Source organism: Bradyrhizobium sp. BLXBL-03, from assembly GCF_051853015.1.
Lineage (GTDB): Bacteria > Pseudomonadota > Alphaproteobacteria > Rhizobiales > Xanthobacteraceae > Bradyrhizobium > Bradyrhizobium manausense.
This window is the reverse complement of sequence record NZ_CP182470.1, coordinates 5,548,543-5,572,006: the sequence shown is the minus strand read 5'-3', so window position 1 is coordinate 5,572,006 and position 23,464 is coordinate 5,548,543. Positions and strand designations below refer to the sequence as shown.

Annotated in this window: 22 protein-coding genes; 16 read left to right on the top strand and 6 right to left on the bottom strand. The window is 63.4% G+C overall.

Annotation, left to right across the window (positions count from 1 at the left end; translation table 11 throughout):
- Window positions 1-3 precede the first annotated feature (3 nt).
- Window positions 4-1,914 (bottom strand): flavin-containing monooxygenase, encoded by a 1,911-nt coding sequence (locus ACNJX9_RS26865; protein ID WP_439405034.1) that lies wholly within the window; start codon window positions 1,912-1,914, stop codon window positions 4-6.
- Window positions 1,915-2,173: 259 nt separating this feature from the next.
- Here ACNJX9_RS26865 and ACNJX9_RS26860 point away from each other — a divergent pair, with 259 nt between their 5' ends.
- Window positions 2,174-2,392 (top strand): hypothetical protein, encoded by a 219-nt coding sequence (locus ACNJX9_RS26860; RefSeq protein ID WP_271602181.1) that lies wholly within the window; start codon window positions 2,174-2,176, stop codon window positions 2,390-2,392.
- A 129-nt stretch (window positions 2,393-2,521) separates the two neighbouring features.
- Window positions 2,522-3,580, top strand: coding sequence for a YeiH family protein (locus ACNJX9_RS26855; RefSeq protein ID WP_220006853.1), 1,059 nt, complete (start codon window positions 2,522-2,524; stop codon window positions 3,578-3,580).
- 142 nt (window positions 3,581-3,722) lie between these two features.
- Here ACNJX9_RS26855 and ACNJX9_RS26850 read toward each other — a convergent pair whose 3' ends face one another.
- The 5 genes from ACNJX9_RS26850 to ACNJX9_RS26830 all read right to left on the bottom strand — a co-directional run bounded on the left by ACNJX9_RS26850 (window position 3,723) and on the right by ACNJX9_RS26830 (window position 8,375).
- Entirely contained in the window at window positions 3,723-4,610 is an 888-nt protein-coding gene (locus ACNJX9_RS26850) for an ABC transporter ATP-binding protein (RefSeq protein WP_439405033.1), read from the bottom strand.
- Window positions 4,592-5,506: an ABC transporter permease gene (locus ACNJX9_RS26845; protein ID WP_439405031.1), complete on the bottom strand. Its 915-nt coding sequence runs from the start codon at window positions 5,504-5,506 to the stop codon at window positions 4,592-4,594. The genes ACNJX9_RS26850 and ACNJX9_RS26845 overlap by 19 nt, the downstream gene beginning before the upstream one ends.
- Window positions 5,503-6,924 (bottom strand): ABC transporter substrate-binding protein, encoded by a 1,422-nt coding sequence (locus tag ACNJX9_RS26840; protein WP_057758970.1) that lies wholly within the window; start codon window positions 6,922-6,924, stop codon window positions 5,503-5,505. The genes ACNJX9_RS26845 and ACNJX9_RS26840 overlap by 4 nt, the downstream gene beginning before the upstream one ends.
- A gap of 178 nt (window positions 6,925-7,102) precedes the next feature.
- Window positions 7,103-7,876, bottom strand: a complete 774-nt coding sequence (locus ACNJX9_RS26835; protein ID WP_439405030.1) for a Crp/Fnr family transcriptional regulator — start codon at window positions 7,874-7,876, stop codon at window positions 7,103-7,105.
- A 187-nt stretch (window positions 7,877-8,063) separates the two neighbouring features.
- Window positions 8,064-8,375: a gamma-butyrobetaine hydroxylase-like domain-containing protein gene (locus ACNJX9_RS26830; RefSeq protein WP_439410137.1), complete on the bottom strand. Its 312-nt coding sequence runs from the start codon at window positions 8,373-8,375 to the stop codon at window positions 8,064-8,066.
- A gap of 208 nt (window positions 8,376-8,583) precedes the next feature.
- Between ACNJX9_RS26830 and ACNJX9_RS26825 the strand changes: the two genes are divergently transcribed.
- The 14 genes from ACNJX9_RS26825 (at window position 8,584) to chvE (ending at window position 23,429) form a co-directional block, all read left to right on the top strand.
- Window positions 8,584-9,357, top strand: coding sequence for a ferredoxin--NADP reductase (locus ACNJX9_RS26825; protein WP_439405028.1), 774 nt, complete (start codon window positions 8,584-8,586; stop codon window positions 9,355-9,357).
- A gap of 104 nt (window positions 9,358-9,461) precedes the next feature.
- A complete protein-coding gene (locus tag ACNJX9_RS26820) occupies window positions 9,462-11,204 on the top strand; it encodes a fumarate reductase/succinate dehydrogenase flavoprotein subunit (protein WP_439405027.1) in 1,743 nt (580 codons plus the stop codon).
- A gap of 31 nt (window positions 11,205-11,235) precedes the next feature.
- Window positions 11,236-11,469 (top strand): 4Fe-4S dicluster domain-containing protein, encoded by a 234-nt coding sequence (locus ACNJX9_RS26815; protein ID WP_008141081.1) that lies wholly within the window; start codon window positions 11,236-11,238, stop codon window positions 11,467-11,469.
- A 2-nt stretch (window positions 11,470-11,471) separates the two neighbouring features.
- Window positions 11,472-12,449, top strand: a complete 978-nt coding sequence (locus ACNJX9_RS26810; RefSeq protein ID WP_439405025.1) for a HEAT repeat domain-containing protein — start codon at window positions 11,472-11,474, stop codon at window positions 12,447-12,449.
- A 114-nt stretch (window positions 12,450-12,563) separates the two neighbouring features.
- The gene (locus ACNJX9_RS26805; protein ID WP_439405023.1) at window positions 12,564-13,736 is read left to right on the top strand and encodes a fumarylacetoacetate hydrolase family protein; all 1,173 of its coding nucleotides are present in this window, start codon (window positions 12,564-12,566) and stop codon (window positions 13,734-13,736) included.
- Between the two features lie 312 nt (window positions 13,737-14,048).
- A complete protein-coding gene (ytfQ, locus tag ACNJX9_RS26800) occupies window positions 14,049-15,014 on the top strand; it encodes a galactofuranose ABC transporter, galactofuranose-binding protein YtfQ (RefSeq protein WP_057758962.1) in 966 nt (321 codons plus the stop codon).
- Between the two features lie 118 nt (window positions 15,015-15,132).
- A complete protein-coding gene (locus tag ACNJX9_RS26795; protein WP_439405022.1) occupies window positions 15,133-16,671 on the top strand; it encodes a sugar ABC transporter ATP-binding protein in 1,539 nt (512 codons plus the stop codon).
- A complete protein-coding gene (locus tag ACNJX9_RS26790) occupies window positions 16,668-17,660 on the top strand; it encodes an ABC transporter permease (RefSeq protein WP_057758958.1) in 993 nt (330 codons plus the stop codon). The genes ACNJX9_RS26795 and ACNJX9_RS26790 overlap by 4 nt, the downstream gene beginning before the upstream one ends.
- Entirely contained in the window at window positions 17,657-18,637 is a 981-nt protein-coding gene (gene yjfF, locus ACNJX9_RS26785; RefSeq protein WP_439405021.1) for a galactofuranose ABC transporter, permease protein YjfF, read from the top strand. Before ACNJX9_RS26790 ends, yjfF begins: the two co-directional genes overlap by 4 nt.
- On the top strand, window positions 18,634-19,401 hold the full coding sequence (locus ACNJX9_RS26780) for a FadR/GntR family transcriptional regulator (RefSeq protein ID WP_439405020.1): 768 nt from the start codon (window positions 18,634-18,636) through the stop codon (window positions 19,399-19,401). Before yjfF ends, ACNJX9_RS26780 begins: the two co-directional genes overlap by 4 nt.
- The gene (locus ACNJX9_RS26775; protein ID WP_057758952.1) at window positions 19,398-20,324 is read left to right on the top strand and encodes a Gfo/Idh/MocA family protein; all 927 of its coding nucleotides are present in this window, start codon (window positions 19,398-19,400) and stop codon (window positions 20,322-20,324) included. The genes ACNJX9_RS26780 and ACNJX9_RS26775 overlap by 4 nt, the downstream gene beginning before the upstream one ends.
- Window positions 20,325-20,326: 2 nt before the next feature.
- On the top strand, window positions 20,327-21,403 hold the full coding sequence (locus tag ACNJX9_RS26770) for an aldose epimerase family protein (protein WP_439405019.1): 1,077 nt from the start codon (window positions 20,327-20,329) through the stop codon (window positions 21,401-21,403).
- A complete protein-coding gene (locus tag ACNJX9_RS26765; protein WP_439410136.1) occupies window positions 21,403-22,281 on the top strand; it encodes an SMP-30/gluconolactonase/LRE family protein in 879 nt (292 codons plus the stop codon). Before ACNJX9_RS26770 ends, ACNJX9_RS26765 begins: the two co-directional genes overlap by 1 nt.
- A 74-nt stretch (window positions 22,282-22,355) precedes the next feature.
- Complete coding sequence (gene chvE / locus ACNJX9_RS26760; RefSeq protein WP_057758946.1) at window positions 22,356-23,429, top strand: multiple monosaccharide ABC transporter substrate-binding protein; 1,074 nt, start codon at window positions 22,356-22,358, stop codon at window positions 23,427-23,429.
- Window positions 23,430-23,464: the final 35 nt, after the last annotated feature.

Sequence of the window (23,464 nt, the reverse complement as noted above, 5' to 3'; positions counted from 1 at the left end):
AACCTACGCCTTCGTCAGCCTGTACTGTCGCATGTCGGGATCGTGCGTCATGCGCCAATAGTCCACGAAGCGCCATGGCATCGCCGAGAAAACGCGGCCGGTTGCGTTGCGATAGTAAGTGCTCATGCCCGGATGGGTCCAGATCATCGCCTCGTGCTCTGCATCGACCTTGCTGACGTAGTCGTCGAGCACATCCTGGCGGACATCAATCGCGGCGATGTCGTGCTCGATCATGTCGACGAGGCAAGCTGAGATGTAGCGGCTCTGGCATTCCGACTGGAAGATGACGCTGCCGCCATGCGCCGGACCGGAATTGGGCCCGAGCATGCAGAAGAAGTTGGGGAAATCGGGCACGGTGAGGCCGAGAAACGCCGTCGGATTGTCGTTGGCCCAGGCCTGCCGCAAAGCCTTGCCGTCGCGGCCGCTGATGTTGAGGCGCGCGGCCATCTCGGTGACCTTGAAGCCGGTGGCAACCACGATGATGTCGGCGGGGCGGTGCTTGCCGTCGGCGGTGACGATGCCACTCTCGTCAAAATGGTCGATCGTATCGGTGATGAGCTCGACATTGTCCCGCGTCAATGTCTTGAACCAGCTGTTGTCGAGCAGGATGCGCTTGCCATAGGGCGGATAGGTCGGTACGCATTTTGCGATCAGGTCGGGCCGGTCCTTCAGCTCTGACAGGATGAAGTCGGTCAGCTCCTGGCGGTGTCGATCGTTGCCCTTGTTGACGGCGCGCTCCGGATGCGGCCAGGCCGGGTCCTTGCGCAGGAACGGCAACAGGCCATCGCCGTAGCGCCAGAACATGTTGAAGCGATACCATTGCACATAGAATGGCAGGTGCGCGAGCAGCCAGCGCGCGCCCTCGGTGATCGGATCGACATAGCCCTTCACCGGTCGCGCCCATTGCGCGCTGCGCTGATAGACCGTGACCGAGGCGACGCGGCCGGCGATCGTCGGCACCAGCTGCATCGATGTCGCGCCGGTGCCGATCACGGCAACATGCTTGCCGTCGAGCTTGATGTCGTCCGACCACAACGCCGAGTGAAGGATCGTGCCCTCGAAGCTCTCCTCCCCCTTGAAGTGCGCGCGGGAGGGATCGTTGAGCTGGCCGATGGCCGCGACGAGCGCGGTGGATTCGAAAGTTTCTTCGCCATTGCACGTCTTCAGCGTCGAGATCCAGCGCCGCTTTCCTTCATCCCAGCGCGACGAGGTCAGCTCCGTGTTGACGCGCAGATGCTTGCGGATGCCGTATTCATCGGCGACTTTCAGGAGATAATCGAGCAGCTCCTCGCGCTGGCAGAAATAGCGTGTCCAGGCATTGCGCGGGCCGAACGAGTAGGAATAGGAGTGGTTCGGCGTGTCGACGCCGCAGCCGGGATAGCGGTTGATCCACCAGGTGCCGCCGAGCTCGGTGTTCTTCTCGACGATGGTGTAGGGGATGCCGAGATGGCCAAGCGCCACGGCGAGCGCGATGGCGCAGACCCCGGCACCGACGATCAGCACGTGCTGCGCTGTGAGCTTCTCGTCCGATGGCCGCCTGGTCCATTGCGCCTCGCGCGACACAAAGCCCATCTCCTCCCGCATCAGCGGCGCATATTCCGGTGCGACGTTCTCGCCGAGGCAGGCGCGCATCATCTTGAGCAGCAGCTCGTCGCCGGGATCGGTGATGACGGGTGTTGGCGTGTCGTCGGCAAAGAGCTCGACCACGGCGGCGCGGATCTCGTCCTGGATCTCTCGGGGAACGCCGGCCTCGGGATCGGGGATGAGACGGATGTCGCGCTTGGGAAGATAAGGAGGCTCGAGCCAGCGGGCGTCGCCGGTCATGTGCACCAGCACCATGAGGAGGCAGCGGATGTCCCCTTCCGCAATGGCTGAGGCGAGGTCGAGGGGCTTGCGGGGAGATTCGATGTTCATCGTCTTCTTCTGATCTCCGGCGATCCGGCGACGGACCTGCGGGCGACGGCAGGCTAGTCGACCCGGATGGAATCGTCCATGCGGCCGGCTTCCGGGGTCCAGGCTGCGGTGCCAAATGGGGCGAAAGAAGAAAACTATTGCCGTGGGATGTTCCTGCGGAAGGAGTTTTCCCTCAAGGGGCCAAAAACGCCAATCGCTTCCATTGCCGTTTTGGGCCGAAACGACGACATTCCATCCACAAATTGATGGATTGACGGCCATGGAACGCACTGGATTTGAGCCCTTCGGCGAGCAGCTGGTGTCCGCAACGGACAGCCAGTCGCAATCGCGTGCCTCAAAGCTGCTGCTTCGGGCCGGCACCACCGTATTCTGGACGCTGGTCGCAGGCATCGTGCTCGCACGTGCAGCGTTCTTCGAGCCGGGCGTCTATGACAGGTTCAGCCACGTGGCTTCGCTCGCCAAGGACCTGCTCTTCTGATACGGACCTCTGTTTTGAGCCGGGTTATTCCACGCTGGGGATCAAACTTCCCTCGGCCCTGATATGTCGAAAACTTATTCCCCAACGCGAGCGCCGTGCGTATAAATCTTTCTCCTCTGGGAGAGATTTGTGTCGCAGAATCAAGCATCCAGCCCGGCCGACGCCAAGCCGACCACGGCCTTTAGCCGTATCGTCGCGCTGATTCCCGGCATTCTCCTTTGCATCCTTGTTGCAGGTGTTTCGGCCCTGCTGGAGCGGGCGGAACTCGGCGTGTTCGAGCACCCTTATATCGAGGCGCTGGTGATGGCGATCCTGCTGGGGATGGCCCTGCGCAGCTTCTGGAAGCCGGCGCCGCGCTGGCAGGCCGGCATCGCCTTCAGTGCCAAGCAGCTGCTTGAAGTCGCGGTCATGCTGCTCGGCGCCTCCATCAGCTTTGCCGCCATCGCGGCCTCCGGCATCGCGCTGCTCGCCTCGATCGCTGCAGTCGTGGTGATCGCGCTCTGCGTCTCCTTCGGCCTGAGCCGCATGCTCGGGCTATCGACGCGGCTGTCGATCCTGATTGCTTGCGGCAATTCGATCTGCGGCAATTCGGCGATCGCGGCGGTCGCGCCGATCATCGGCGCCAGCAGCGACGAGATCGCATCCTCGATCTCCTTCACCGCGATTCTCGGCGTCATGATGGTGCTGGGCCTGCCGCTGTTGATCCCGCTGCTCCAGCTCACCGCCACGCAGTACGGCATTCTCGCTGGGTTAACCGTCTATGCCGTGCCGCAAGTACTCGCGGCGACGGTGCCGGCCGGCCTGATCTCCACGCAGATCGGCACGCTGGTCAAGCTGATGCGCGTGCTGATGCTGGGCCCCGTGGTCGTCGGCCTCTCGCTGGTCGCTTCGCGCTGGCAGGCCGGCGCCAAGAAGACCAATGTCGGCTTCTTCCGCCTGGTCCCGTGGTTCATCCTCGGCTTCCTTGCGCTCGCGACCTTGCGCTCGCTGGAGATCGTGCCGGGTACGGTGGTTGCTCCGGTGACGAAGATCACGACGTTCCTTACCGTGGTGTCGATGGCGGCCCTTGGCCTCGGGGTCGACGTGCGCGTGCTCGCCAATGTTGGTGGCAGGGTGACGGCAGCTGTGACGCTCTCGCTGATGCTGCTGCTCGGCATCAGCATCGCGCTGGTGCACTGGTTCAAGTGATCGAGGCAAGACTGCCGTAAGGTGGGCAAAGCGAAGCGTGCCCACGGATTTTCGCGATCGAGAGAGGTGGTGGGCACGGCGCAAGGGCGCCTTTGCCCACCCTACGCGACGGTCGTTTCCCCGGGGGGCAGGTCGAGCTAAATCAAATCACGTCAGCCAGCGAATGCCCGTGCAGCTCGATGTTGAGCCCCTGCATGCCCATGTCGTTGATCTCGCCGCCCATCGCCTTCAGGCTCTCCTCGCGGATCAGCGACATCAGACCGCGGCGCAGTGCCAAAAATTCCGACGACATCATCATCGATTGCTGCCGCGGCCGCTCCAATGGAATCGGTATCTCGGCCTTGATCGAGCCGGGGCGCGCGGTCATGCAGTAGACGCGGTCGGACAGGAAGATCGCCTCGTCGATGTCGTGGGTGACGAACAGCACCGAGATTTTCAGGCGCTGCCACATATTGGTGAGGATTTGTTGCATGATGACGCGCGTCTGCGCGTCGAGCGCGCCGAACGGCTCATCGAGCAGCAGCACTTTGGGTCCCGTGGCGAGCGCACGGACTATGCCGACGCGCTGCTTCATGCCGCCGGACAGTTTCTCCGGGTAATGCTTTTCGAAGGCTTCCAGGCCTGCGAGTCCGAGCAATGTGCGCGCGGCCCGTTCGCGCTGCGAGCGCGGCATGCCGCGCATCTTGAGGCCGAACTCGACGTTCTCCCGCACCGTCTTCCAGGGAAACAGCGAATATTGCTGGAACACCATGCCGCGTTCGGCGCTGGGGCCGTTCACACGCTCGCCGTCGACGGTGACGATTCCCGTGGTGGGTTTGAGGAAGCCGGCGACTGCGTTCAGCAGCGTCGACTTTCCGCAGCCGGAGGGCCCGACGATCGAGACGAATTCGCCCGGCTTTACATGGATCTGCGTGTCGGTGACGGCCTGAACCGGTCCCTCGATGCTGTCATAGCTGAGGGAGAAGTTCTTGACGTCGATATGGCCCTTCGGTTCGCTCGCAAGCATCTCGCTCATCTCGTCGATCTCCATGGCATCACCAGATGTCCCGCACCCCTGATCAGCAGGCTCGATCCGAGGCCAAGCACGCCGATCGCGATCATGCCGAGCGCGATGTCGGCATATTGCACCAGCGAATAGGCCTCCCAGGTGAAATAGCCGATGCCGTACTGGCCCGAGATCATCTCGGCCGCGATCAGCGACACCCAGGCGACGCCCATGCCGACGGTAAGGCCGGTGAAGATGTGCGGCAGCGAGGCCGGAAAATACACCTCGCGGAAGATCGACCGTTCGCGCGCGCCGAGACATTGTGCGGCGCGTACCAGCACGGGGTCGACCAGCGACATGCCGTGCAGCGTGTTGACCAGGATAGGGAAGAACGAGCCCAGGAAGGTGATGAAGACGATGCTCTGCTCGTTGGTCGGCCACAGCATGATCGCCATCGGTACCCAGGCGATCGCCGGGATCGGCCGCAGCACCTCGGCCACGGGAAAGATGATCTCATGCACCAGCTTGAAGCGGCCCATGATCAGGCCGAGCGGCACGCCGACAACAGCGGCCAGCGAGAAGCCGATGAAGATGCGCCGGCAGCTCAACAAGATGTGCATCAGGAATTTGGGATCGTGGATGGCCTTGACGAAGCTCGCATAGACCGCGAGCGGGGAGGGTACGTTGGTGAAACGCACAAAGAACACGACGCGATAGGTCGTGAGCAGGTGCCAGACCAGCAGGAAGGCGATCAGCGAGATGATGCCGATCGCGGTGGCGCGAAGCCGACCCTGGTTCAGCCGGTACCAGCGCAGCGCGAGCGTGCCGAAGGATGGCGGTGGCGCGGGTGGGATGGCGGCTGGCGCGGGGCCCGCCTGTGCAAGTGCTGCTGTTGCCGGCATACTGTCCTCGGGATGTCTGACGAGGGCGGGACTGCTCACGTCTTGTCTCCGCTGACGGCTGCCTTCACCGCGTCGTCGAAGCCGAGCACCTTGCCGCTGATCTTGGCGGCATAGGCCTCGGCGTCCTTCTTGAGAAGGAACGGGGCGACGTCACCATTGCCGACCGCAAAGAAGGCCTGGTCGGCGAATAGCTTGATGCCGCGCGTGGTGTCGAAGACGTAAGCGACGTTGATCTTCTTGCCCTTGGCCTTGAAGTCGGCATAAGCCCCGAGCGTGCAGGCGGCGGACGAGAACGGCATGATGCCGGCCTCATCGACCCAGACCTCGCCGGCCTTGCGTGGATCGGTGATCGGCTTCTTGCAGAAGGCGTCTTCGCCCCTGATCTCATAGTTCTTTGTGCTGCCCAGCTGCGCGTCATAGTCGAGCTTCATCTCGGCGTAGGCCTTGCGGATGTAGCTGTCGTCGACCCATTTCTTTGGATCGAACTCCTTCATGCGGCCGAGGTTTTGCAGCACCTTGACGTCGGCGCTGGCTGCTTCGATCAGCGTCGGCTTGACCGTGGGATCGGTGGTCATGTTGCCGCCCGGTCCCAGGAAGATGTAGACGACTTCCTTGTTGATGCCGGTCCATTCCTGGATCTTCTCGGAAGCAAGCTTGGGATCGTCGCGCAGCCACTGGTTGGCGGCGATCAGCGCCTTGAAATAGGCAACGACGACTTCAGGATATTTCTCGGCGAAATCGGTGCGCACCACGATGCCGTGAAAGGTCGGCAAGTTCGTCTCGACGCCGTCGAAGATCTTTCGCGCAAAGCCGCGGAAGGGAAGCAACTCGGCGAAGGGGACGAAGTCGGCATGGGCGTCGATCTTCTTCTCCTGGAGATTGGTCGAGCCGACCTCCGGGCTCTGGCTGACGAGCTGGAAGAAATCGGATGAATAGCCGCGGTCTTGCATCGCCTTCAGCACCATGCCGTGCGCAGCGGAGCCGAACGGCACGCTGACCAGCTTGCCCTTGAGATCGGCGAGATCGTAGTAGGGCGAGTCCTTGTGGACGACGATGCCGTTGCCGGAGCCGGACAGGCTGTATGCGGCGATGCCGATCAGCCGGCTCTTGCTTTCAGGGTTGCTCTCGAAGGTGAAGCCGTTCACGATCAGCGGATAGTCGCCCATCATGCCGATCTGCAGTTTGTTCGCCATCATCGCGTTGGTGACGGGCGGACCGGACGTGAAATTTTGCCACTCCAGCTCGAACTTGATGTTGGCGTATTTACCTGACGTGGGCAGATATTTTTCGAGAAGATGCAGCTGCCGGATGACGACGCCCGCGGTCACCGTGTTGGTCGTGGTGTCCTGCGTTCCGATGCCGAGCGTGACGGTTTCCGCCGAGGCCGGCTGGGCGAGGATTAGCGCCAGCGACGTCACCGACATCGCGATCGAGAGCGTGGGAAGATGGCGGACCATTCTCATCCTCATCAGGTTGGATGTGCTGCGGTTGCCATGATTGGGGGAGGGCGCGGGCAGGGCAAATCCGGAATGACCGCGGTAGTCGATTAGTTGCCGGGAAAAGCTGATTGCATAGTCCTTGGGCAGTCCTGCACTATAAAGCCGCTTGCCTGTGCACCGGCCCTGGTCGGCTTTTTCAGTCGGAGGCTTGGCCCCGCATCTCCTCCAGCACGTCGGTCCGGCAGACCACGATCTGCGAGCGCTTGGTGACGACGATCCCCTTCTCCTGCATCCGCTTCAGGCTGATCGTGACCCATTGCCTGGTGGCGCCGACCATGTGGGCGATGTCGGCATGGGTGAAGGCGGCCGCGATCACGCGGCCCTCGGCATCCTCGACGCCATAGAGCTCGACGAGGTGCAGGAGCAGATGTGCGAGGCGCTGCGTGATCGAGCGAGTTCCCAGCATCTGAGCCAGCGCCGAATAGCATTTGCCCTTGAAAGTCAGGCCTTCAATAAGACCGATCGCGAGGCTCGGGATATCCGCAGCAAGGGACCGCAATTCTCTTCCGGGCAGGTGTACGACGCTGCAATTGCTCGACGCGACGCCGGACCATTGATGCACCGTGCCCTCGAACACTTCGGGCCCGCCGACGAAGTTGCCGACATGCCAATAGGCGAGTGTGATCTCGCGCCCCTGCGGCGAGGTATAGAACACACGGATGCGGCCGCTTTCGATCAGCCAGATGCCGTCATGCTTACCGCCCTGGCTGAACAGCGTCTGGCCGCGGTTAAGCACCTTTCGCCGGCCCTGCTTCAGCACCAGTTCCCGCTCTCGTGGGCTGAGCTTGTCCATCAGCGCCGGCGGCCCGCCGATCCATTGCTGGTTCTCGGTCAGCAGCAGCGAGGAACTAGCCGCAGGTCGGACTGCCGGGGGAACCGCCCCGCGCACTGCACTTGCCGCCTGCAACATTGTCTGCCTCCGGAACGTTCAAATCGTTCTACAGATGAGCAATGTCCGTGCCAGATGGGGGTTAAGGAGTGAGGTTGCTCCGCCGTCATGCCCGGCTTGTCCCGGGCATCCACGTTCTTGGTGAGGCAGGAAGATCGTGGACGGCCGGGACAAGCCCGGCCGTGACGCTGGTTGCGCAACCGAACGCTCAGGATGCAGGGTTGTCTGCAGCAGCCAGGCTCAGCAAATACGGCTTTGGGTAAATCCCCCTGTTGTGTCCATCGGAAAACGAGATGTTCAGCCCATAGCCGAGGTCGCCGATCTCGGTGATGGCGATTCCCGGAAACCGTTCAGGGAAACATTCGTCGAAGCGGGCCCGGGTGCAGTGGGCGCATTTGCAGGAAAGGCGAAGTTTCTCGGCGGGAACGCTGAAGGCATCACCCTCGGCGGTACGGACGAGCAGCGTCGCGAGATCGGCGCTTGCTTCGTAGTCGGCCACGGTTGGCGCCATCAGGGGCATGGTCAAGACGAACCTCCTCATACTGTCTACGTCGCCGTCCGCGCGCGGCGATAGCAACTAATTGCCAGCGAGAGCATGCGATCGGACGGTTACCGCCTGCTCTGCAATCACCGCTCGCGAAATGTGAAACTAATCGACCGGGAATTCCACTTCCGAATTGCCGGACTCCGCTCTCTCCGAGAACCTGCGCGCAATCAAAGGAGAGACCATGAGCGCATTTCAGAAGGAAACGGTTTTGTCGGTCCGGCACTGGACCGAATCCCTGTTCAGCTTCACCGCGACGCGCGATCCCGGCTTCCGCTTCCAGAACGGCCAGTTCGCGATGATCGGGCTGGAAGTCGAGGGCAAGCCGTTGATGCGCGCCTACAGCATGGCCAGCGCCAATCACGAGGAAGCGCTCGAATTCTTCTCGATCAAGGTGCAGGACGGCCCGCTGACCTCGCGCCTCCAAAAGATCCGGGAAGGCGACATCATCCTGGTCGGCCGCAAGGCGACGGGTACGCTGATCACCGGCAATCTCATCCCGGGAAGACGCCTGCTGCTGCTCTCGACCGGCACGGGCCTTGCGCCCTTCGCCAGCCTGATCAAGGACCCCGACGTCTACGAGAATTACGAGACCATCGTGCTTGCCCATGGCTGCCGCCAGGTCTCCGAGCTCGCTTATGGCGAGCACGTCGTCGATGGCCTGCGCAATCACGAATTCTTCGGCCCCCTGATCCGCGACAAGCTGGTCTATTATCCGACCGTTACCCGCGAGCCGTTCCGCAATCGCGGCCGTATCACCGACCTTATCGCCTCCAACCAGCTGTTCGAGGATATCGGCCAATCCGGCCTCGATATCGAGACCGACCGCATCATGCTGTGCGGGAGCCCGGCGATGCTCGAGGAACTGCACGCGATGTTCTCCGCGCGCGGCTTTGTCGAGGGCAATCACAGCCAGCCCGGTCATTTCGTCATCGAAAAGGCCTTCGTCGAGCGCTGAGGCGCAAATCGCGTCCCGGCGACAACTAATTGCTATCGCCGGACGATCACCTGAACAAATCTGATGCAAAGGCGCCGGAGATGCCGGCGGACCAGGAGCAAGCGATGGCACTAGATCAGATCGTCGACGGACTTTCGGAGGTTTCCTGCGATGTGCTCGTGATCGGCGGCGGCACCGCCGGCCCGATGGCGGCGCTGAAGGCGAAGCTGAAGAACCCGAAGGCCAACGTCGTCCTGCTCGAGAAGGCCAACGTCAAGCGCTCAGGCGCGATCTCGATGGGTATGGACGGACTGAACAACGCCGTCATCCCCGGCTACGCGACGCCGGAGCAGTACACCAAGGAAATTACCATCGCCAATGACGGCATTGTCGACCAGAAGGCGGTCTATAAATATGCCCAGAATTGCTACAAGATCATCGAGGAGCTCGACAGTTTCGGCATCCGCTTCCTGAAGAACGAGAACGGCGACTACGCCGTCAAGAAGGTGCACCATATCGGCACCTATGTGCTGCCGATGCCGAACGGCGAGACCGTGAAGAAGGCGCTGTACCGTCAGCTCCGCCGCGCGCGCATCCTGATCTCCAACCGCTACATGGCGACGCGGCTGCTGAAATCGTCCGACGGCCGCATTGCCGGCGCGATCTCCGTCAACACCCGCACCGCCGAGATCCTGGTGATCAAGGCCAAGGCCGTGATCCTTTGCATGGGCGCCGCCGGCCGGCTTGGCCTGCCAACCTCCGGCTACATGTTCGGCACCTACGAGAACGCCGCCAATTCCGGTGACGGCTATTCCATGGCTTATCACGCTGGTGCTGCGCTCGCGAACCTCGAATGCTACCAGATCAATCCGCTGATCAAGGACTATAACGGCCCGGCCTGCGCCTATGTCGCCGGTCCCTTCGGCGCCTTCACGGCGAACAACGAAGGCTCGCGCTTCATCGAATGCGATTACTGGTCCGGCCAGATGATGCTGGAGTTCTACAACGAACTCCTGTCCGGCAAGGGGCCGGTTTTCCTCCAGCTCAAGCATCTCCATCCCGACACCATCTCGGAGATCGAATCCACGCTGCACAAGGTCGAGCGGCCCACGCGCGGTCTGTTCCAGCAGGGGCGCGGCGTCGATTACCGCAACGAGTCGATCGAGATGCACATCTCGGAGATCGGCTTCTGCTCCGGCCACAGCGCCTCCGGCGTGTTCGTCGACGACAACACGCGCACGACCGTGCCGGGCCTGTACGCCGCCGGCGACATGGCGAGCGTGCCGCACAATTACATGCTCGGCGCCTTCACCAATGGCTCGGTCGCCGGCATCGCCGCGATGGAGTTCGCCGACAATCACGACTTTGCCGGGCTCGATGCGGCTGATATCGCCAAGGAGCGCGATCGCGTGCTCGCACCGACCAAACGCGAGGACGGCATTCCGCCGAACCAGGTCGAATACAAGACCCGCCGCCTGGTGAATGATTACCTTCAGCCGCCGAAGGTCACGCGCAAATACGAGCTCGGCATGCGCCGCCTCGCCGAGACGCGGCAGGACATGCAGGAGCGCATGATCGCACGCAACGCGCATGAGCTGCTCCGCGCCCTGGAAGTGCAGTCGATCATGGATTGCGCCGACATGGCCGTGCATGCCTCGCTCTATCGCGAGGAGAGCCGCTGGGGCCTCTACCACTGGCGCACCGATTTCCCGGAGAAGGACAATGAGAACTGGTTCTGCCACACGCTGCTGTCGAAGCAGAACGGCAAGATGACCAGCGAGAAGCGCGCCGTCGAGCCTTACGTCGTCCCGATCGCCGACGACGAGAAGGATCTCTACGACAAGCAGCGCATCCGCGCCACTGCCTGATCCACCGCAACAGAGCAACAGGAGACATCACATGCCTCTCGCGTCCTATCAGACATCGGTTCCGGTGGTCGTCGACGACGCCAAATGCATCGCCGACAAGGGCTGCACCGTCTGTGTCGACGTCTGCCCGCTCGACGTGCTGCGCATCAGCGACATGACCGGCAAGGCCTACATGGCTTATGATGAGTGCTGGTACTGCATGCCCTGCGAGGCCGATTGCCCGACCGGCGCCGTCACTGTCAACATTCCCTACCTGTTGAGGTGATCATGTCGAGCCCGTTCGAATCCTACGACGATCTCGAAGATGCCGACGAGCGGCTCCAGGCCGCCGATCCTGCCGAGCGCCGCGTCGCGATCATCGCGCTCGGCCATTCCGGCGATCCCGCGGCCGTCGCGCACCTCGCCAATATGGTGGCCGATCCCGACGCCGGCGTGCGCCAACAGGTGGCGATGGCACTCGGCGAGTTCGATGGGCCGGAGGCGGCAAGTGCGCTGGTGAAGCTGCTGGTCGATCCGGAAAGGATCGTCGCGGCGGCCGCGGCCGACAGCATGGCGGAATTCAAGGATCCCGCCTGCGCCGATGTCATCTTGCCGCTCGTCAAGCATGCCCACGCCTTCGTTCGTATGGGCGCGCTGCGCGCGCTGAAGGAATTGCGCTGCAAGGACACGCTCAAGCCAGCACTCGAAGCGCTGCAGGACGCTGATGCCGCCGTTCGCGTGCAAGCGATCGGCGTGATCGGCTTCCTCAAACTGGAGGAATCCATCCCAGCGCTGACCGCGCTGATCAATGATCCCGACGCGCATGTACGCCGCGCCGCGGTGAGCGCGCTGGCGTTCTCGCAGATGAAGCCCGCTGCCGAGACGATCACCCGGGCACTGAAGGACTCCGACTGGATGGTGCGAGAGATGGCGGCGGAGACGCTCGGTCTCAGCGTCAACGGTTCGCTCGCCGCCGACCAACTCATCGGCGGGCTCACGGATGAGTTCTGGCAGGTACGACTGAAAGCGATCCGCAGCCTCGGCAAGATGAAGATCGAGCGCGCGGTGCGCCCAATTGGCCATTGTGTCAATCATGATCAGGCGAATTTGCGGAAAGAGGCGGCCGCTGCGCTCGGCGAGATCGCGCATCCCGACGGTGAGGCCTTTTTGGCGGTCGTCGCCGACGATGCGGATCCAGACGTCCGCAAGAATGCACGCTGGGCGCTGCAGCAGATCGCGGCCCGCAAGGCGCGCGCAGGGGCGTAGCAGCAGGGCATTCTGCCGCTCTGGACTTCCCCTGCCAGACGTTTATTGGTCTTCGCCAATGGGATCAGTTGCCAGCGAGAGCAGCCGATCCGAAAAACAGCGAGGACGCCGGCCATGACGAATTTGACGGTTCAAGACCTTCTCCCCGAGGACGGAACGAAGGGAACGCTGGTCGGCCGCGTTTGGCTGCCGCAGGCGAACGGTCCGGCCGTGGTCGCGGTGCGCGCTGACGGCGTCTTCGACGTCACCGCCAAATTTCCGACCGTCAGCGCCCTCTGCGACGAGGACAATCCGGCCAAGGCGCTTGCCGCGATCAAGGGCGAACGCATCGGCGATCTCGAAGCCATCGTCGCCAACACGGCGCCTGATGGGCGCGATCCGAAAAAGCCCTGGCTGCTTGCGCCGGTCGATCTCCAGACCCTGAAGGCCGCGGGTGTCACTTTCGCGATCTCGATGCTGGAACGCGTGATCGAGGAGCGCGCCAAGGGCAACCCCGCCTCGGCCGAAGCCATTCGCAAGGAAGTCACGCGGCTGATCGGCGACGATCTGTCCAAGCTCAAGCCGGGTTCTGACCAGGCGATGCATTTGAAACAGGTGCTGATCGATCAGAACGCCTGGAGCCAATATCTCGAGGTCGGCATCGGCCCCGATGCCGAGGTCTTCACCAAGGCGCCGACGCTTTCCTCGGTCGGCACCGGCATGGATGCCGGGCTGCATCCGAAATCGACCTGGAACAATCCCGAGCCGGAGCTCGTGCTGTTCGTCTCCAGCCGCGGCAAGATCGTCGGCGGTGCGCTCGGTAACGACGTCAATTTGCGCGACTTTGAGGGCCGCTCGGCGCTGCTGCTGTCGAAGGCCAAGGACAACAACGCCTCTTGCGCGATCGGACCGCTGCTGCGGCTGTTCGACGAGACCTTCACGCTCGATGACGCGCGCAGGCTCGACATCAGCCTGAACGTAATGGGGACTGATGGCTTTGTCCTCGACGGGCATTCCTCGATCAGCAAGATCAGCCGCGATCCGACCGATCTCGTCGCGCAGACCATCGGCAAGGTGCATCAATATCCTGACGGTTTCGTGCTGTTCCTCGGCACGATGTTCGCACCGGTCAAGGATCGCGATGCGCCGGGGCAGGGGTTCACCCACAAGCGCGACGACATCGTCACGATTGCCGCCCCGCAACTCGGCAAGCTCGTCAACCGCATGCGGACCAGCGACGAGTGCGAGCCGTGGACGTTCGGCATCGGCGCGCTGATGAAGAACCTTGCGCAGCGCAAGCTGATCTAGCTTTTTCGCTTGCCTGCTGTTGATCGCACCGGATCACACACGCGAATTTCCATGAGATCGTCATGCCCGGACGAGCCCGGCCATGACGATGCTGTCTCGTAGAAACGAGTTGATCTTTAAGTTGTATAATGTATAAGATTAACTCTGTGCGTGTAGATTTCGCTCATCCAGATTATTCGACCAATAGTCAAATAATATGACTATACGGGCGCTGTCTTCCATGGAATAGTCCCTTCCGCCGCCCTGAAGGTCGGCCTGAGGGTGTCATGATACCGTGGACGCCCCGGATAACACTTGGGAGACACACGCCTCATGACCCTCAAAGCCCTTTTTGCGGCCAGCGCCACCGCCGCGTTGCTGCTTGCACTGCCGGCGAATGCCGCAGAGCTCACTGTCGGTTTCTCGCAGATCGGATCGGAGTCCGGCTGGCGCGCAGCCGAGACCTCGGTCTCCAAGCAGGAGGCCGCCAAGCGCAAGGTCAATCTCAAGATCGCCGACGCGCAGCAGAAGCAGGAAAATCAGATCAAGGCGATCCGCTCCTTCATCGCGCAGAACGTCGATGCGATCTTCCTCGCCCCCGTCGTCTCGACTGGCTGGGATGCGGTGCTGAAGGAAGCCAAGGAAGCCAAGATTCCGGTCGTGCTGCTTGACCGCGACATCGATCCCTCGGGCAAGGACCTCTATCTCACCGCCGTCACCTCGGACAGCGTCCACGAAGGCGAGGTCGCCGGCGACTGGCTGGCCAAGACCGTCGGCGACAAGGCCTGCAACATCGTCGAATTGCAGGGCACGGTCGGCGCCAGCGTTGCCGCCAACCGCAAGAAGGGCTTTGACACCGCGATCGCCAAGCACGCCAATCTGAAGATTGTGCGCAGCCAGACCGGTGACTTCACCCGTGCCAAGGGCAAGGAAGTCATGGAGAGCTTCATCAAGGCCGAGGGCGGCGGCAAGAACATCTGCGCGGTCTACGCCCACAACGACGACATGATGGTCGGCGCGATCCAGGCCATGAAGGAAGCCGGTCTCAAGCCGGGCAAGGACATCCTCACGGTGTCGATTGACGCAGTGCCTGATATCTTCAAGGCGATGGTCGCCGGCGAGGCCAATGCCACGGTCGAGCTGACGCCGAACATGGCCGGTCCGGCCTTCGACGCCGTCGCGGCCTTCAAGGAGAAGGGGACGGTTCCACCGAAGTGGATCCAGACCGAATCCAGGCTGCTCACGGCCACTGACAATCCGCAGAAGGAATACGACAGCAAGAAGGGCCTCGGTTACTGAGGCGGGCGTCTTGCCGGACCACGCTCCGTGGTCCGGCAAACCCCCTTCGCAACCGTCGCGCGAACGAATAGGCTCGGTGTCGGCAGCATGAGCGGGCGCCGGTGGGAGTGACGTCGTTATGGAGAACAGCCTTGGTCCTGCTCCGCCGCTCCTGGAGGTGCGCGGGATCAGCAAGAGCTTTGGTGCGGTGCGCGCGTTGCAGGAGGTCGACTTCACGCTTCGCGCCGGCGAGATCCATGCGCTGCTCGGCGAGAACGGCGCCGGCAAATCCACGCTGATCAAAGTCGTCACCGGCGTGTTCCCGCGCGATGCCGGTGTTGTCCGGCTGGGCGGCGACGAGGTCGCGCCGCGTTCGGCCAAGGCTGCGCTCGAGGCCGGCATTGCCACCGTCTACCAGGAGGTCAATCTGCTGCCGAACCTGTCGGTCGCGCAGAACCTTTTTCTCGACCGCCAGCCGATGCGATTCGGTATCGTGCGCGAAGGCGAGATGCGCCGCCGCGCCGAAGCGCTGCTGACCGAGTTCGGCCTCGACATCGATGTCGCAGCGCCGCTCGGCAATTATTCGGTCGCCATCCAGCATGTCACCGCGATCGCGCGCGCCGTCGATCTTTCCGCACGCGTGCTGATTCTGGACGAGCCGACTGCGAGCCTCGACCGTCACGAGGTCGAGATCCTCTTCGGCATCATGCGCCAGCTTGCCAGGCGCGGCATCGGCATTGTCTTCGTCAGCCATTTCCTCGATCAGGTCTACGAGATCTCCGATCGGATCACGGTGCTGCGCAACGGCCGCCTGGTCGGCGAGCGCGAGACGGCCTCGCTGCCCCGGCTCGAGCTGATCCGGATGATGCTCGGGCGCGAGCTCGCCGAGACCACCAGCGCGCGGGCGGCGGCAGGCCACCGTCGGCCGCGCGAGGTCTGTGCGAGTTTCGAGAATTACGGCAAGGCCGGCTATGTCGCGCCGTTCAATCTCGAGCTGCGCCATGGCGAGGTCGTCGGCCTTGCCGGACTGCTCGGCTCGGGCCGTACCGAGACGGCGCGGCTGGTGTTCGGCGCCGAGCGCCCCGATGGCGGGCAGGCGAGGGTGGAGGGTGCCCCCGTGCGACTGCAGTCGCCGCGCGACGGCGTCCGCCAGGGCTTTGGCTATTGCCCGGAGGAGCGCAAGACCGACGGCATCGTCGCCGAACTCACCGTGCGCGAGAACATCGTGCTCGCGCTGCAGGCCAAGCTCGGCCTGCATCGGCCGCTGTCACGCCGTGAGCAGGACGAGATTGCCCGCCGCTACGTCAAGATGCTCGACATCCGTCCGCCCGATCCCGAGCGCCCGGTGGGCCTGCTCTCCGGCGGCAATCAGCAAAAGGCGCTGCTGGCGCGCTGGCTCGCGACGGCGCCGCGGCTCCTCGTGCTGGATGAACCTACGCGAGGCATCGATGTCGGCGCGCACGCCGAGATCATCCGCCTGATCCGCGAGCTCTGCGACGACGGGCTGGCGCTCCTCGTGATCTCCTCCGAGCTCGACGAGATCGTGACCTATTCCGATCGCGTAGTCGTGCTGCGCGATCGCGCCCATGTCGAGGAGCTCGCGGGCGAGGCCATCGACGTCACCAATATCCTCGCGGCCATCGCCGCCGAGGGCGCAGCGAAAGAGGCGCGGGCATGACGATGCTGCTGCCGCGCCGCGGCCTTGCCCAGATCCTGGCGCTGATCGTCATCCTCGCGGTCGACCGCGTGGTATCGCCGCAATTTTTCGACCTGCGTCTTCAGGACGGCCGCCTGTTCGGCAGCCTGATCGACGTGCTCAATCGCGGCACGCCGGTGGCGTTGCTCTCGCTCGGCATGGTGCTGGTGATCGCAACGCGCGGCATCGATCTCTCGGTCGGTGCGGTGATGGCCATCTGCGGCGCGATCGCCGCAAGCCTCGCCGATAGTCACGGCCTGCCGGTGGTGCTGGCGGCCGCGCTCGGCGCCGGCCTCGTCTGCGGATTGTGGAACGGGTTTCTTGTCGCCGTGCTCGGCATGCAGCCGATCGTGGCGACGCTGATCCTGATGGTGGCAGGGCGCGGCATTGCCCAGCTCATCACCGAGGGGCGCATTGTGACCTTCAGCTCGCCGGACCTGGTCTGGCTCGGCAACGGTGCCATTCTCGGCGTTCCGGTCCCGATCGCGATTGCGCTCGGCATGCTGATCCTCACGGGCGCGGTGGTCCGCGGCTCGGCACTCGGACTCCTGATCGAGGCGACGGGCGGCAATGCACGCGCGAGCGAGCTTGCCGGGGTCGGTACCCGCGCGATGATCTTGGCGGTCTATGTCTGGTGCGGCGTCTGCGCCTCGCTCGCGGGCGTGATCGCCGCGGCCGACATCATGGGGGCAGATGCAAACAATGCTGGCCTCTGGCTCGAGCTCGACGCGATTCTCGCGGTCGTGATCGGCGGCACCTCGCTGTTCGGCGGCCGCTTCAGCCTCGTTCTGGCCGTGTTGGGTGCGCTGATCATCCAGACCATGAACACCGGCATCCTGCTATCGGGCTATCCGCCGGAGTTCAATTTGCTGGTCAAGGCCGTGGTGGTCCTCGCGGTGCTGCTGCTGCAATCGCCAAAACTGTCCGGCTTTGCCGGCATCATGGCGCCGCTGCGGAGGGCGAAACCATGAAAGGCCTCTCGCCCGTCCTGATCACGGCCATTGTGCTCGTCGTGGGCTTTGGGCTCTGCGCGATGCAGTTCCCCAACATTGCCTCGACCCGCGTGGTCGGCAATCTCCTCACCGACAATGCCTTCCTCGGCATCGTCGCGACCGGCATGACCTTCGTCATTATCTCCGGCGGGATAGATCTCTCGGTCGGCTCGGTGATCGGCTTCACCACTGTGTTCGTTGCGCTGGCGATCGAACGCTGGGGCGTGCCGCCGCTGGTTGCCTTCGTCGCCATCCTCGTGCTCTCGGCGGCCTTTGGTGCGGCGATGGGAGCGGTCATCCACGTTTTCGACCTGCCGCCCTTCATCGTGACGTTGGCCGGCATGTTCCTGGCGCGCGGCGCCAGCTTCCTGCTCTCGACGGAATCGGTGCCGATCACGGCGCCTGTTTATTCGACCGTGTCCGACTTTGCGTTGCGGATGCCCGGGGGCGGGCGGCTCAGCGCGATCGCGATCATCATGCTCGTGATCCTGATCGGCGGCATCCTGTTGCTGCGTCTCACCCGGTTCGGTGCCAATGTCTATGCACTCGGGGGTGGCCGGGCGACCGCGAGCCTGATGGGCGTTGCGGTCGGCAAGATGACGATAAAGATCTACATGCTGTCGAGCCTGCTGGCAGGGACTGCCGGGATCGTGTTCTCCTTCTACACCAGCGCCGGCTATTCGCTTTCCGCTGTCGGTGTCGAGCTCGACAGCATCGCTGCCGTGGTGATCGGCGGCACACTGCTCACGGGCGGGCAGGGTTCGGTGATCGGCACTTTCCTCGGCGTGCTGATCCAGGGCATGATCCAGACCTACATCAATTTCGACGGCACGCTGTCGAGCTGGTGGACCAAGATCGCGACCGGCATCTTGCTGTTCGCCTTCATCGCACTTCAGCAGGGCCTGGTCGCGCTGGCGCGCCGGCCAGTGGCAACGCGCGCGGGAGCAGCCTCATGATTTCGCGCATCGTCGTCATCCCGACACGACGGGCCCATTCCAACCACGCGGAAGTGTCCCGCTCGATCGGCGTCGACATCATCGCTGGCCGGTACGCGGAAGGCGTGCGGCTTCCGGGCGATGCCGAGCTGACGGCGATGTTCGGCGTGTCGCGTCCGGTGTTGCGCGAGAGCGTGAAAACGCTGGTCGCCAAGGGCCTGCTCACCACCAAGGCGCGGGTTGGCACCGTTGTACGCGGGCGCGCCGCCTGGAACATGTTCGACGCCGATGTGCTGGCCTGGCATCTCGACGCCGGCATCGACAGGCGCTTTCTCAACGACCTCGCGGAGATACGTCTTGCGGTCGAGCCGCGCGCGGCGGCACTAGCGGCCAGGCGCCGTTCGGAAGAAGACATCGCCGAGCTTCGGCGCAGCATGGACCGCATGCGGCAGGAGACGTCCGAGTCCGTCGACTTTGCCGAAGCCGACCTCGCCTTGCACCTTGCGGTGGCCAGAGCGTCCGGCAATCCGTTCATGCGCTCCATCGGTCATGTGATCGAGGCGGCCTTGCGCACGGCATTCATGCTCAGTGCACCTGCGGGATCGGAAGACCGCGAGATTACCTTGCTCTGGCACCAGAAGATCGTCGATTCGATCGCAGAAGGTGACGCCGACGCGGCGGCCGAGGCCATGGCCTTCGTCATTCACAACGGCATGCGCCGGCATAAGGGCACGGCGGCCGAGACGGCACCGGCCGCGCCTGCAGAACCTGGAGAACATCCGTGACAGCTCTTCGTATCGCCATCGTCGGCTTCGGCAAGATCGCGCGCGACCAGCATGTCGGCGCGATCGCCGCGACGCCTGGCGCGGTACTTGCCGCCGTGGCCAGCCGCAACGCGTCGCTGCCCGGCCTGCCCCATTTTGCAACCATCGAGGAACTGCTGGAGAAGGGTCCAGAGATCGATGCGGTGTCGCTCTGCACACCGCCGCAGGTGCGCCGCGCCCAGGCTGCCGCAGCGCTCGCCGCCGGCAAGCATGTCATGCTGGAGAAGCCGCCAGGCATCGGCGTTGCGGAGCTCGATCCGTTGATCTCAATGGCGGTCGACGCAAAGCGCACCTTGTTTGCGACCTGGCATTCGCGCCACGCCCCGGCGGTCGAGCCGGCCCGCGAATGGCTGGCAACGCGCCGGATCAAGTCGGTTCACATCATCTGGAAGGAAGATGTCCGCGTCTGGCATCCCGGCCAGACCTGGATCTGGGAGCCGGGCGGGCTCGGCGTGTTCGATCCCGGCATCAATGCGCTCTCGATCCTGACCCGCATATTGCCCAAGCCGGTGTTCGTCACCGCGGCCGAACTTGCCTTTCCGGCCAATTGCCAGTCGCCGATTGCCGCCAACCTGACGCTGACCGACATCGGCGGCCTGCCTGTCACAGCCGAGTTCGACTTTCGTCAGACCGGGCCGCAGAGCTGGGATATCGTCGCGGAAACCGATCAGGGCCGGATGACATTGTCTCGTGGTGGCAGGATCATGGAGGTCGACGGCAAGGTTGTTGCCGACGCGCCTGATGAGGAATATCGAGAACTCTACCGTCACTTCGTCAAGCTCGCGGCATCAGGCGCGAGCGATGTCGACCTGGCACCGCTTCGCCTCGTCGCCGACTCTTTCCTGCTCGGCAAGCGTACTATCGTCGAACCGTTTGTGGACTAGACATGGCTGGTGCGAAAATAGCAAAGGACGTGTTCGGAACACTGCCGGATGGACGCAGTGTCGATCGTGTCGTGCTGCGTGGGGAGGGCGGGTTTGAGGCCCGCATCATCACCCATGGCGCCGTGATCCAGGCGCTGATCGCGCCGGATGCCAAAGGCGGCACCGACGACGTCGTGCTCGGCCATGACAGCTTTGCCGGCTATCTCGCTGAACGGAAGTTCTTTGGCGCCACCGTTGGCCGCTACGCCAACCGCATCGCCAACGGCCGGTTTTCGCTGGACGGCGAGACCTTCCAGCTTGCCGTCAACAACGGCCCCAACGCGCTGCATGGCGGCCTCGACGGTTTCGACCGCAAGATCTGGGACATCGCCGAGATCGATGACGGCGCCAGCCCTGCGGTCACGCTGACCTATACGAGCCCGCATGGCGAGGAGAATTATCCAGGCAAGCTCGATGTGCGCCTGACCTATCGCGTCACAGGCCCGACCGAGCTGTCGCTGATCATGGAGGCACGGACCGACCGGCCGACCATCGTGAACCTCACCAATCACAGCTTCTTCAATCTGGAGGGCGCGACCTCGGGCACGTCCACCCTCGATCACAGGCTGACGGTCAAGGCCGACCACTTCCTCGCTATCGATCCCACCGCCATCCCGCTGCCGGAACCGCCGCGCAGCGTGGCCGGCACGCCGTTCGACTTCCGCGAGGCTCACCCCGTCGGTGCGCGCATCCGCGAGGGCGATCTGCAATTGCAGAACGGCAGGGGCTATGATCACACTTATTGCCTCGCGCGCGATGGCAAGCTCGCGCTTGCGGCTCGGCTGGAAGCACCGCTTTCAGGACGGATCATGGAGCTGTTCACCGACCAGCCCGGCCTGCAAGTCTATTCCGGCAACTATCTCGACGGCACGATCGCGGGCAAGGGCGGCAAGCTGATCCGTCAATCGGACGCCTTGTGCCTGGAGCCGCATATGTGGCCCGACTCGCCGAACCGGCCGGATTTTCCGAGCCCGCGCCTCGACCCCGGCAGTGTCTACCGACATCACACCGTCTATCGCTTCGCAGCGAGGACGCCATGATGGAGCAGGTGCCGACGACCATTCTCTCGACCGAGCGATGTCATCTCGGTGAAGGCCCGACCTATGACGTGGCCACCGACACCGCCTGGTGGTTTGACATTCGCGAGGGGAAGCTGTTCCAGGCGCATCTTGGCAGCGGCGCGATCCGAATCCACGCGCTGGGCCGGATGGCGAGCGCGCTGGGGCGAATCGATGCCGAGCGCCAGCTCGTGGTCGCCGAGGATGGCTGTTACGTCCGCACACTCGCCGATGGCGCAATGACGTTGTTCTGCGCGCTGGAGGCGGACAATCCCGCGACACGCTCCAACGATTGCCGCGTGCATCAATCCGGAACGTTCTGGATCGGAACGATGGGACGCAAGGCCGAGCGAGGTCTGGGGGCGATCTACGTGCTCCACCGCGGCAAGATCTCGATGCTGTTTCCGGGCATCAGCATCCCGAACTCGATCTGCTTCTCGCCGGACGGCGCCACAGGCTATTTCACCGACACCGCACGCGGCGCGCTCTATGCCGTGCCGCTCGATCCTGACACGGGCCTGCCGCGCGGCGAGCCTGAGGTGTTGCTGCGTCACACCGGCGTCGGCGGGCTCGACGGCTCGGTGTGCGATGCCGATGGCCAGATCTGGAATGCCTGTTGGGGCGCCAGCCGCGTCGATGTCTATTCTCCGCAAGGCGAGTGCCTGCGTTCGCTGCATGTGCCGGCCAAGCAGGCGAGCTGCCCTGCTTTCGTCGGTCCTGATCTATCGCGCCTGCTGGTCACTTCGGCCTGGCAGGACATGGACGCAGAGGCGCGCGCCGCCGACCCACAGGCCGGCTGCACTTTTGTGTTACAAGCCTCCGCGCGCGGTCGCGCGGAGCCCGACGTCAAGCTCGCATAGGAGACCCGAAACCGACCTTTACCGATGTACTGCACGACACTAACAAACAGTCTGACACCCAAAGGGAGTGAAGCATGTTGAAATTGAAGACGACATTTCTGGCGATGGCGCTGGCGGGCGCCGCAACGATGGCTACAGGTCTCACCGCCTCCGCGCAGGACAAGGCAACCGTCGGCATCTCCATGCCGACCAAGTCCTCGGCGCGCTGGATCGACGATGGCAACAACATGGTGAAGGTGCTGAAGGAGCGCGGCTACAACACCGACCTGCAATATGCCGAGGATGACATCCCGAACCAGCTCTCGCAGGTCGAGAACATGGTGACCAAGGGCGCCAAGGCGCTCGTGATCGCCGCGATCGACGGCACCACGCTGTCCGACGTGCTCAAGCAGGCGAAAGCGAAAGGCATCACCGTGATCGCCTATGACCGCTTGATCCGCGGCACGCCGAACGTCGACTATTACGCGACCTTCGACAATTTCCAGGTCGGCGTGCTGCAGGCGGAATCGATCGAGAAGGGGCTTGGCCTCAAGGAGGGCAAGGGTCCGTTCAACATCGAGCTGTTCGGCGGTTCGCCCGACGACAACAATGCCTACTTCTTCTACAACGGCGCGATGAGCGTGTTGAAGCCGTATATCGACAGCGGCAAGCTCGTGGTCGCCTCGGGCCAGATGGGCATGGACAAGGTCGCGACCCTGCGCTGGGACGGTGCCACTGCGCAGGCCCGCATGGACAATCTGCTCAGCGCCTACTACGGCAACAAGAAGGTCCATGCCGTGCTGTCGCCCTATGACGGCCTCTCGATCGGCATCATCTCCTCGCTGAAAGGCGTAGGCTATGGTAGTGCCGACCAGCCGATGCCGATCATCTCGGGACAGGACGCCGAAGTGCCGTCGATCAAGGCGATGCTGCGGGGCGATCAGTATTCGACCATCTTCAAGGACACCCGCGATCTCGCCAAGGTGACCGCCGACATGGTCGACGCCGCGCTCGCCGGCAAGCAGGTGACGGTCAACGACACCAAGACCTACGAGAACGGCGTTAAGACCGTGCCATCCTATCTCCTGAAGCCCGTCGTGGTGTACAAGGACAATTGGGAGAAGGTTCTGGTTGACAGCGGCTACTACAAGAAGTCGCAGTTTCAGTAAGACTTCTTCTCCGTCATTCCGGGGCGATGCGAAGC

What these genes read in the sequence shown, in the direction of transcription:
- ACNJX9_RS26865 (WP_439405034.1), bottom strand. Translation starts at nt 1,914, where the DNA reads ATGAACATCGAATCTCCCCGCAAGCCCCTCGACCTCGCCTCAGCCATT.
- ACNJX9_RS26860 (WP_271602181.1), top strand. Translation starts at nt 2,174, where the DNA reads ATGGAACGCACTGGATTTGAGCCCTTCGGCGAGCAGCTGGTGTCCGCA.
- ACNJX9_RS26850 (WP_439405033.1), bottom strand. Translation starts at nt 4,610, where the DNA reads ATGGAGATCGACGAGATGAGCGAGATGCTTGCGAGCGAACCGAAGGGC.
- ACNJX9_RS26840 (WP_057758970.1), bottom strand. Translation starts at nt 6,924, where the DNA reads ATGGTCCGCCATCTTCCCACGCTCTCGATCGCGATGTCGGTGACGTCG.
- ACNJX9_RS26835 (WP_439405030.1), bottom strand. Translation starts at nt 7,876, where the DNA reads ATGTTGCAGGCGGCAAGTGCAGTGCGCGGGGCGGTTCCCCCGGCAGTC.
- ACNJX9_RS26830 (WP_439410137.1), bottom strand. Translation starts at nt 8,375, where the DNA reads ATGCCCCTGATGGCGCCAACCGTGGCCGACTACGAAGCAAGCGCCGAT.
- ACNJX9_RS26825 (WP_439405028.1), top strand. Translation starts at nt 8,584, where the DNA reads ATGAGCGCATTTCAGAAGGAAACGGTTTTGTCGGTCCGGCACTGGACC.
- ACNJX9_RS26820 (WP_439405027.1), top strand. Translation starts at nt 9,462, where the DNA reads ATGGCACTAGATCAGATCGTCGACGGACTTTCGGAGGTTTCCTGCGAT.
- ACNJX9_RS26815 (WP_008141081.1), top strand. Translation starts at nt 11,236, where the DNA reads ATGCCTCTCGCGTCCTATCAGACATCGGTTCCGGTGGTCGTCGACGAC.
- ACNJX9_RS26810 (WP_439405025.1), top strand. Translation starts at nt 11,472, where the DNA reads ATGTCGAGCCCGTTCGAATCCTACGACGATCTCGAAGATGCCGACGAG.
- ACNJX9_RS26805 (WP_439405023.1), top strand. Translation starts at nt 12,564, where the DNA reads ATGACGAATTTGACGGTTCAAGACCTTCTCCCCGAGGACGGAACGAAG.
- ytfQ (WP_057758962.1), top strand. Translation starts at nt 14,049, where the DNA reads ATGACCCTCAAAGCCCTTTTTGCGGCCAGCGCCACCGCCGCGTTGCTG.
- ACNJX9_RS26795 (WP_439405022.1), top strand. Translation starts at nt 15,133, where the DNA reads ATGGAGAACAGCCTTGGTCCTGCTCCGCCGCTCCTGGAGGTGCGCGGG.
- ACNJX9_RS26790 (WP_057758958.1), top strand. Translation starts at nt 16,668, where the DNA reads ATGACGATGCTGCTGCCGCGCCGCGGCCTTGCCCAGATCCTGGCGCTG.
- yjfF (WP_439405021.1), top strand. Translation starts at nt 17,657, where the DNA reads ATGAAAGGCCTCTCGCCCGTCCTGATCACGGCCATTGTGCTCGTCGTG.
- ACNJX9_RS26780 (WP_439405020.1), top strand. Translation starts at nt 18,634, where the DNA reads ATGATTTCGCGCATCGTCGTCATCCCGACACGACGGGCCCATTCCAAC.
- ACNJX9_RS26770 (WP_439405019.1), top strand. Translation starts at nt 20,327, where the DNA reads ATGGCTGGTGCGAAAATAGCAAAGGACGTGTTCGGAACACTGCCGGAT.
- ACNJX9_RS26765 (WP_439410136.1), top strand. Translation starts at nt 21,403, where the DNA reads ATGGAGCAGGTGCCGACGACCATTCTCTCGACCGAGCGATGTCATCTC.
- chvE (WP_057758946.1), top strand. Translation starts at nt 22,356, where the DNA reads ATGTTGAAATTGAAGACGACATTTCTGGCGATGGCGCTGGCGGGCGCC.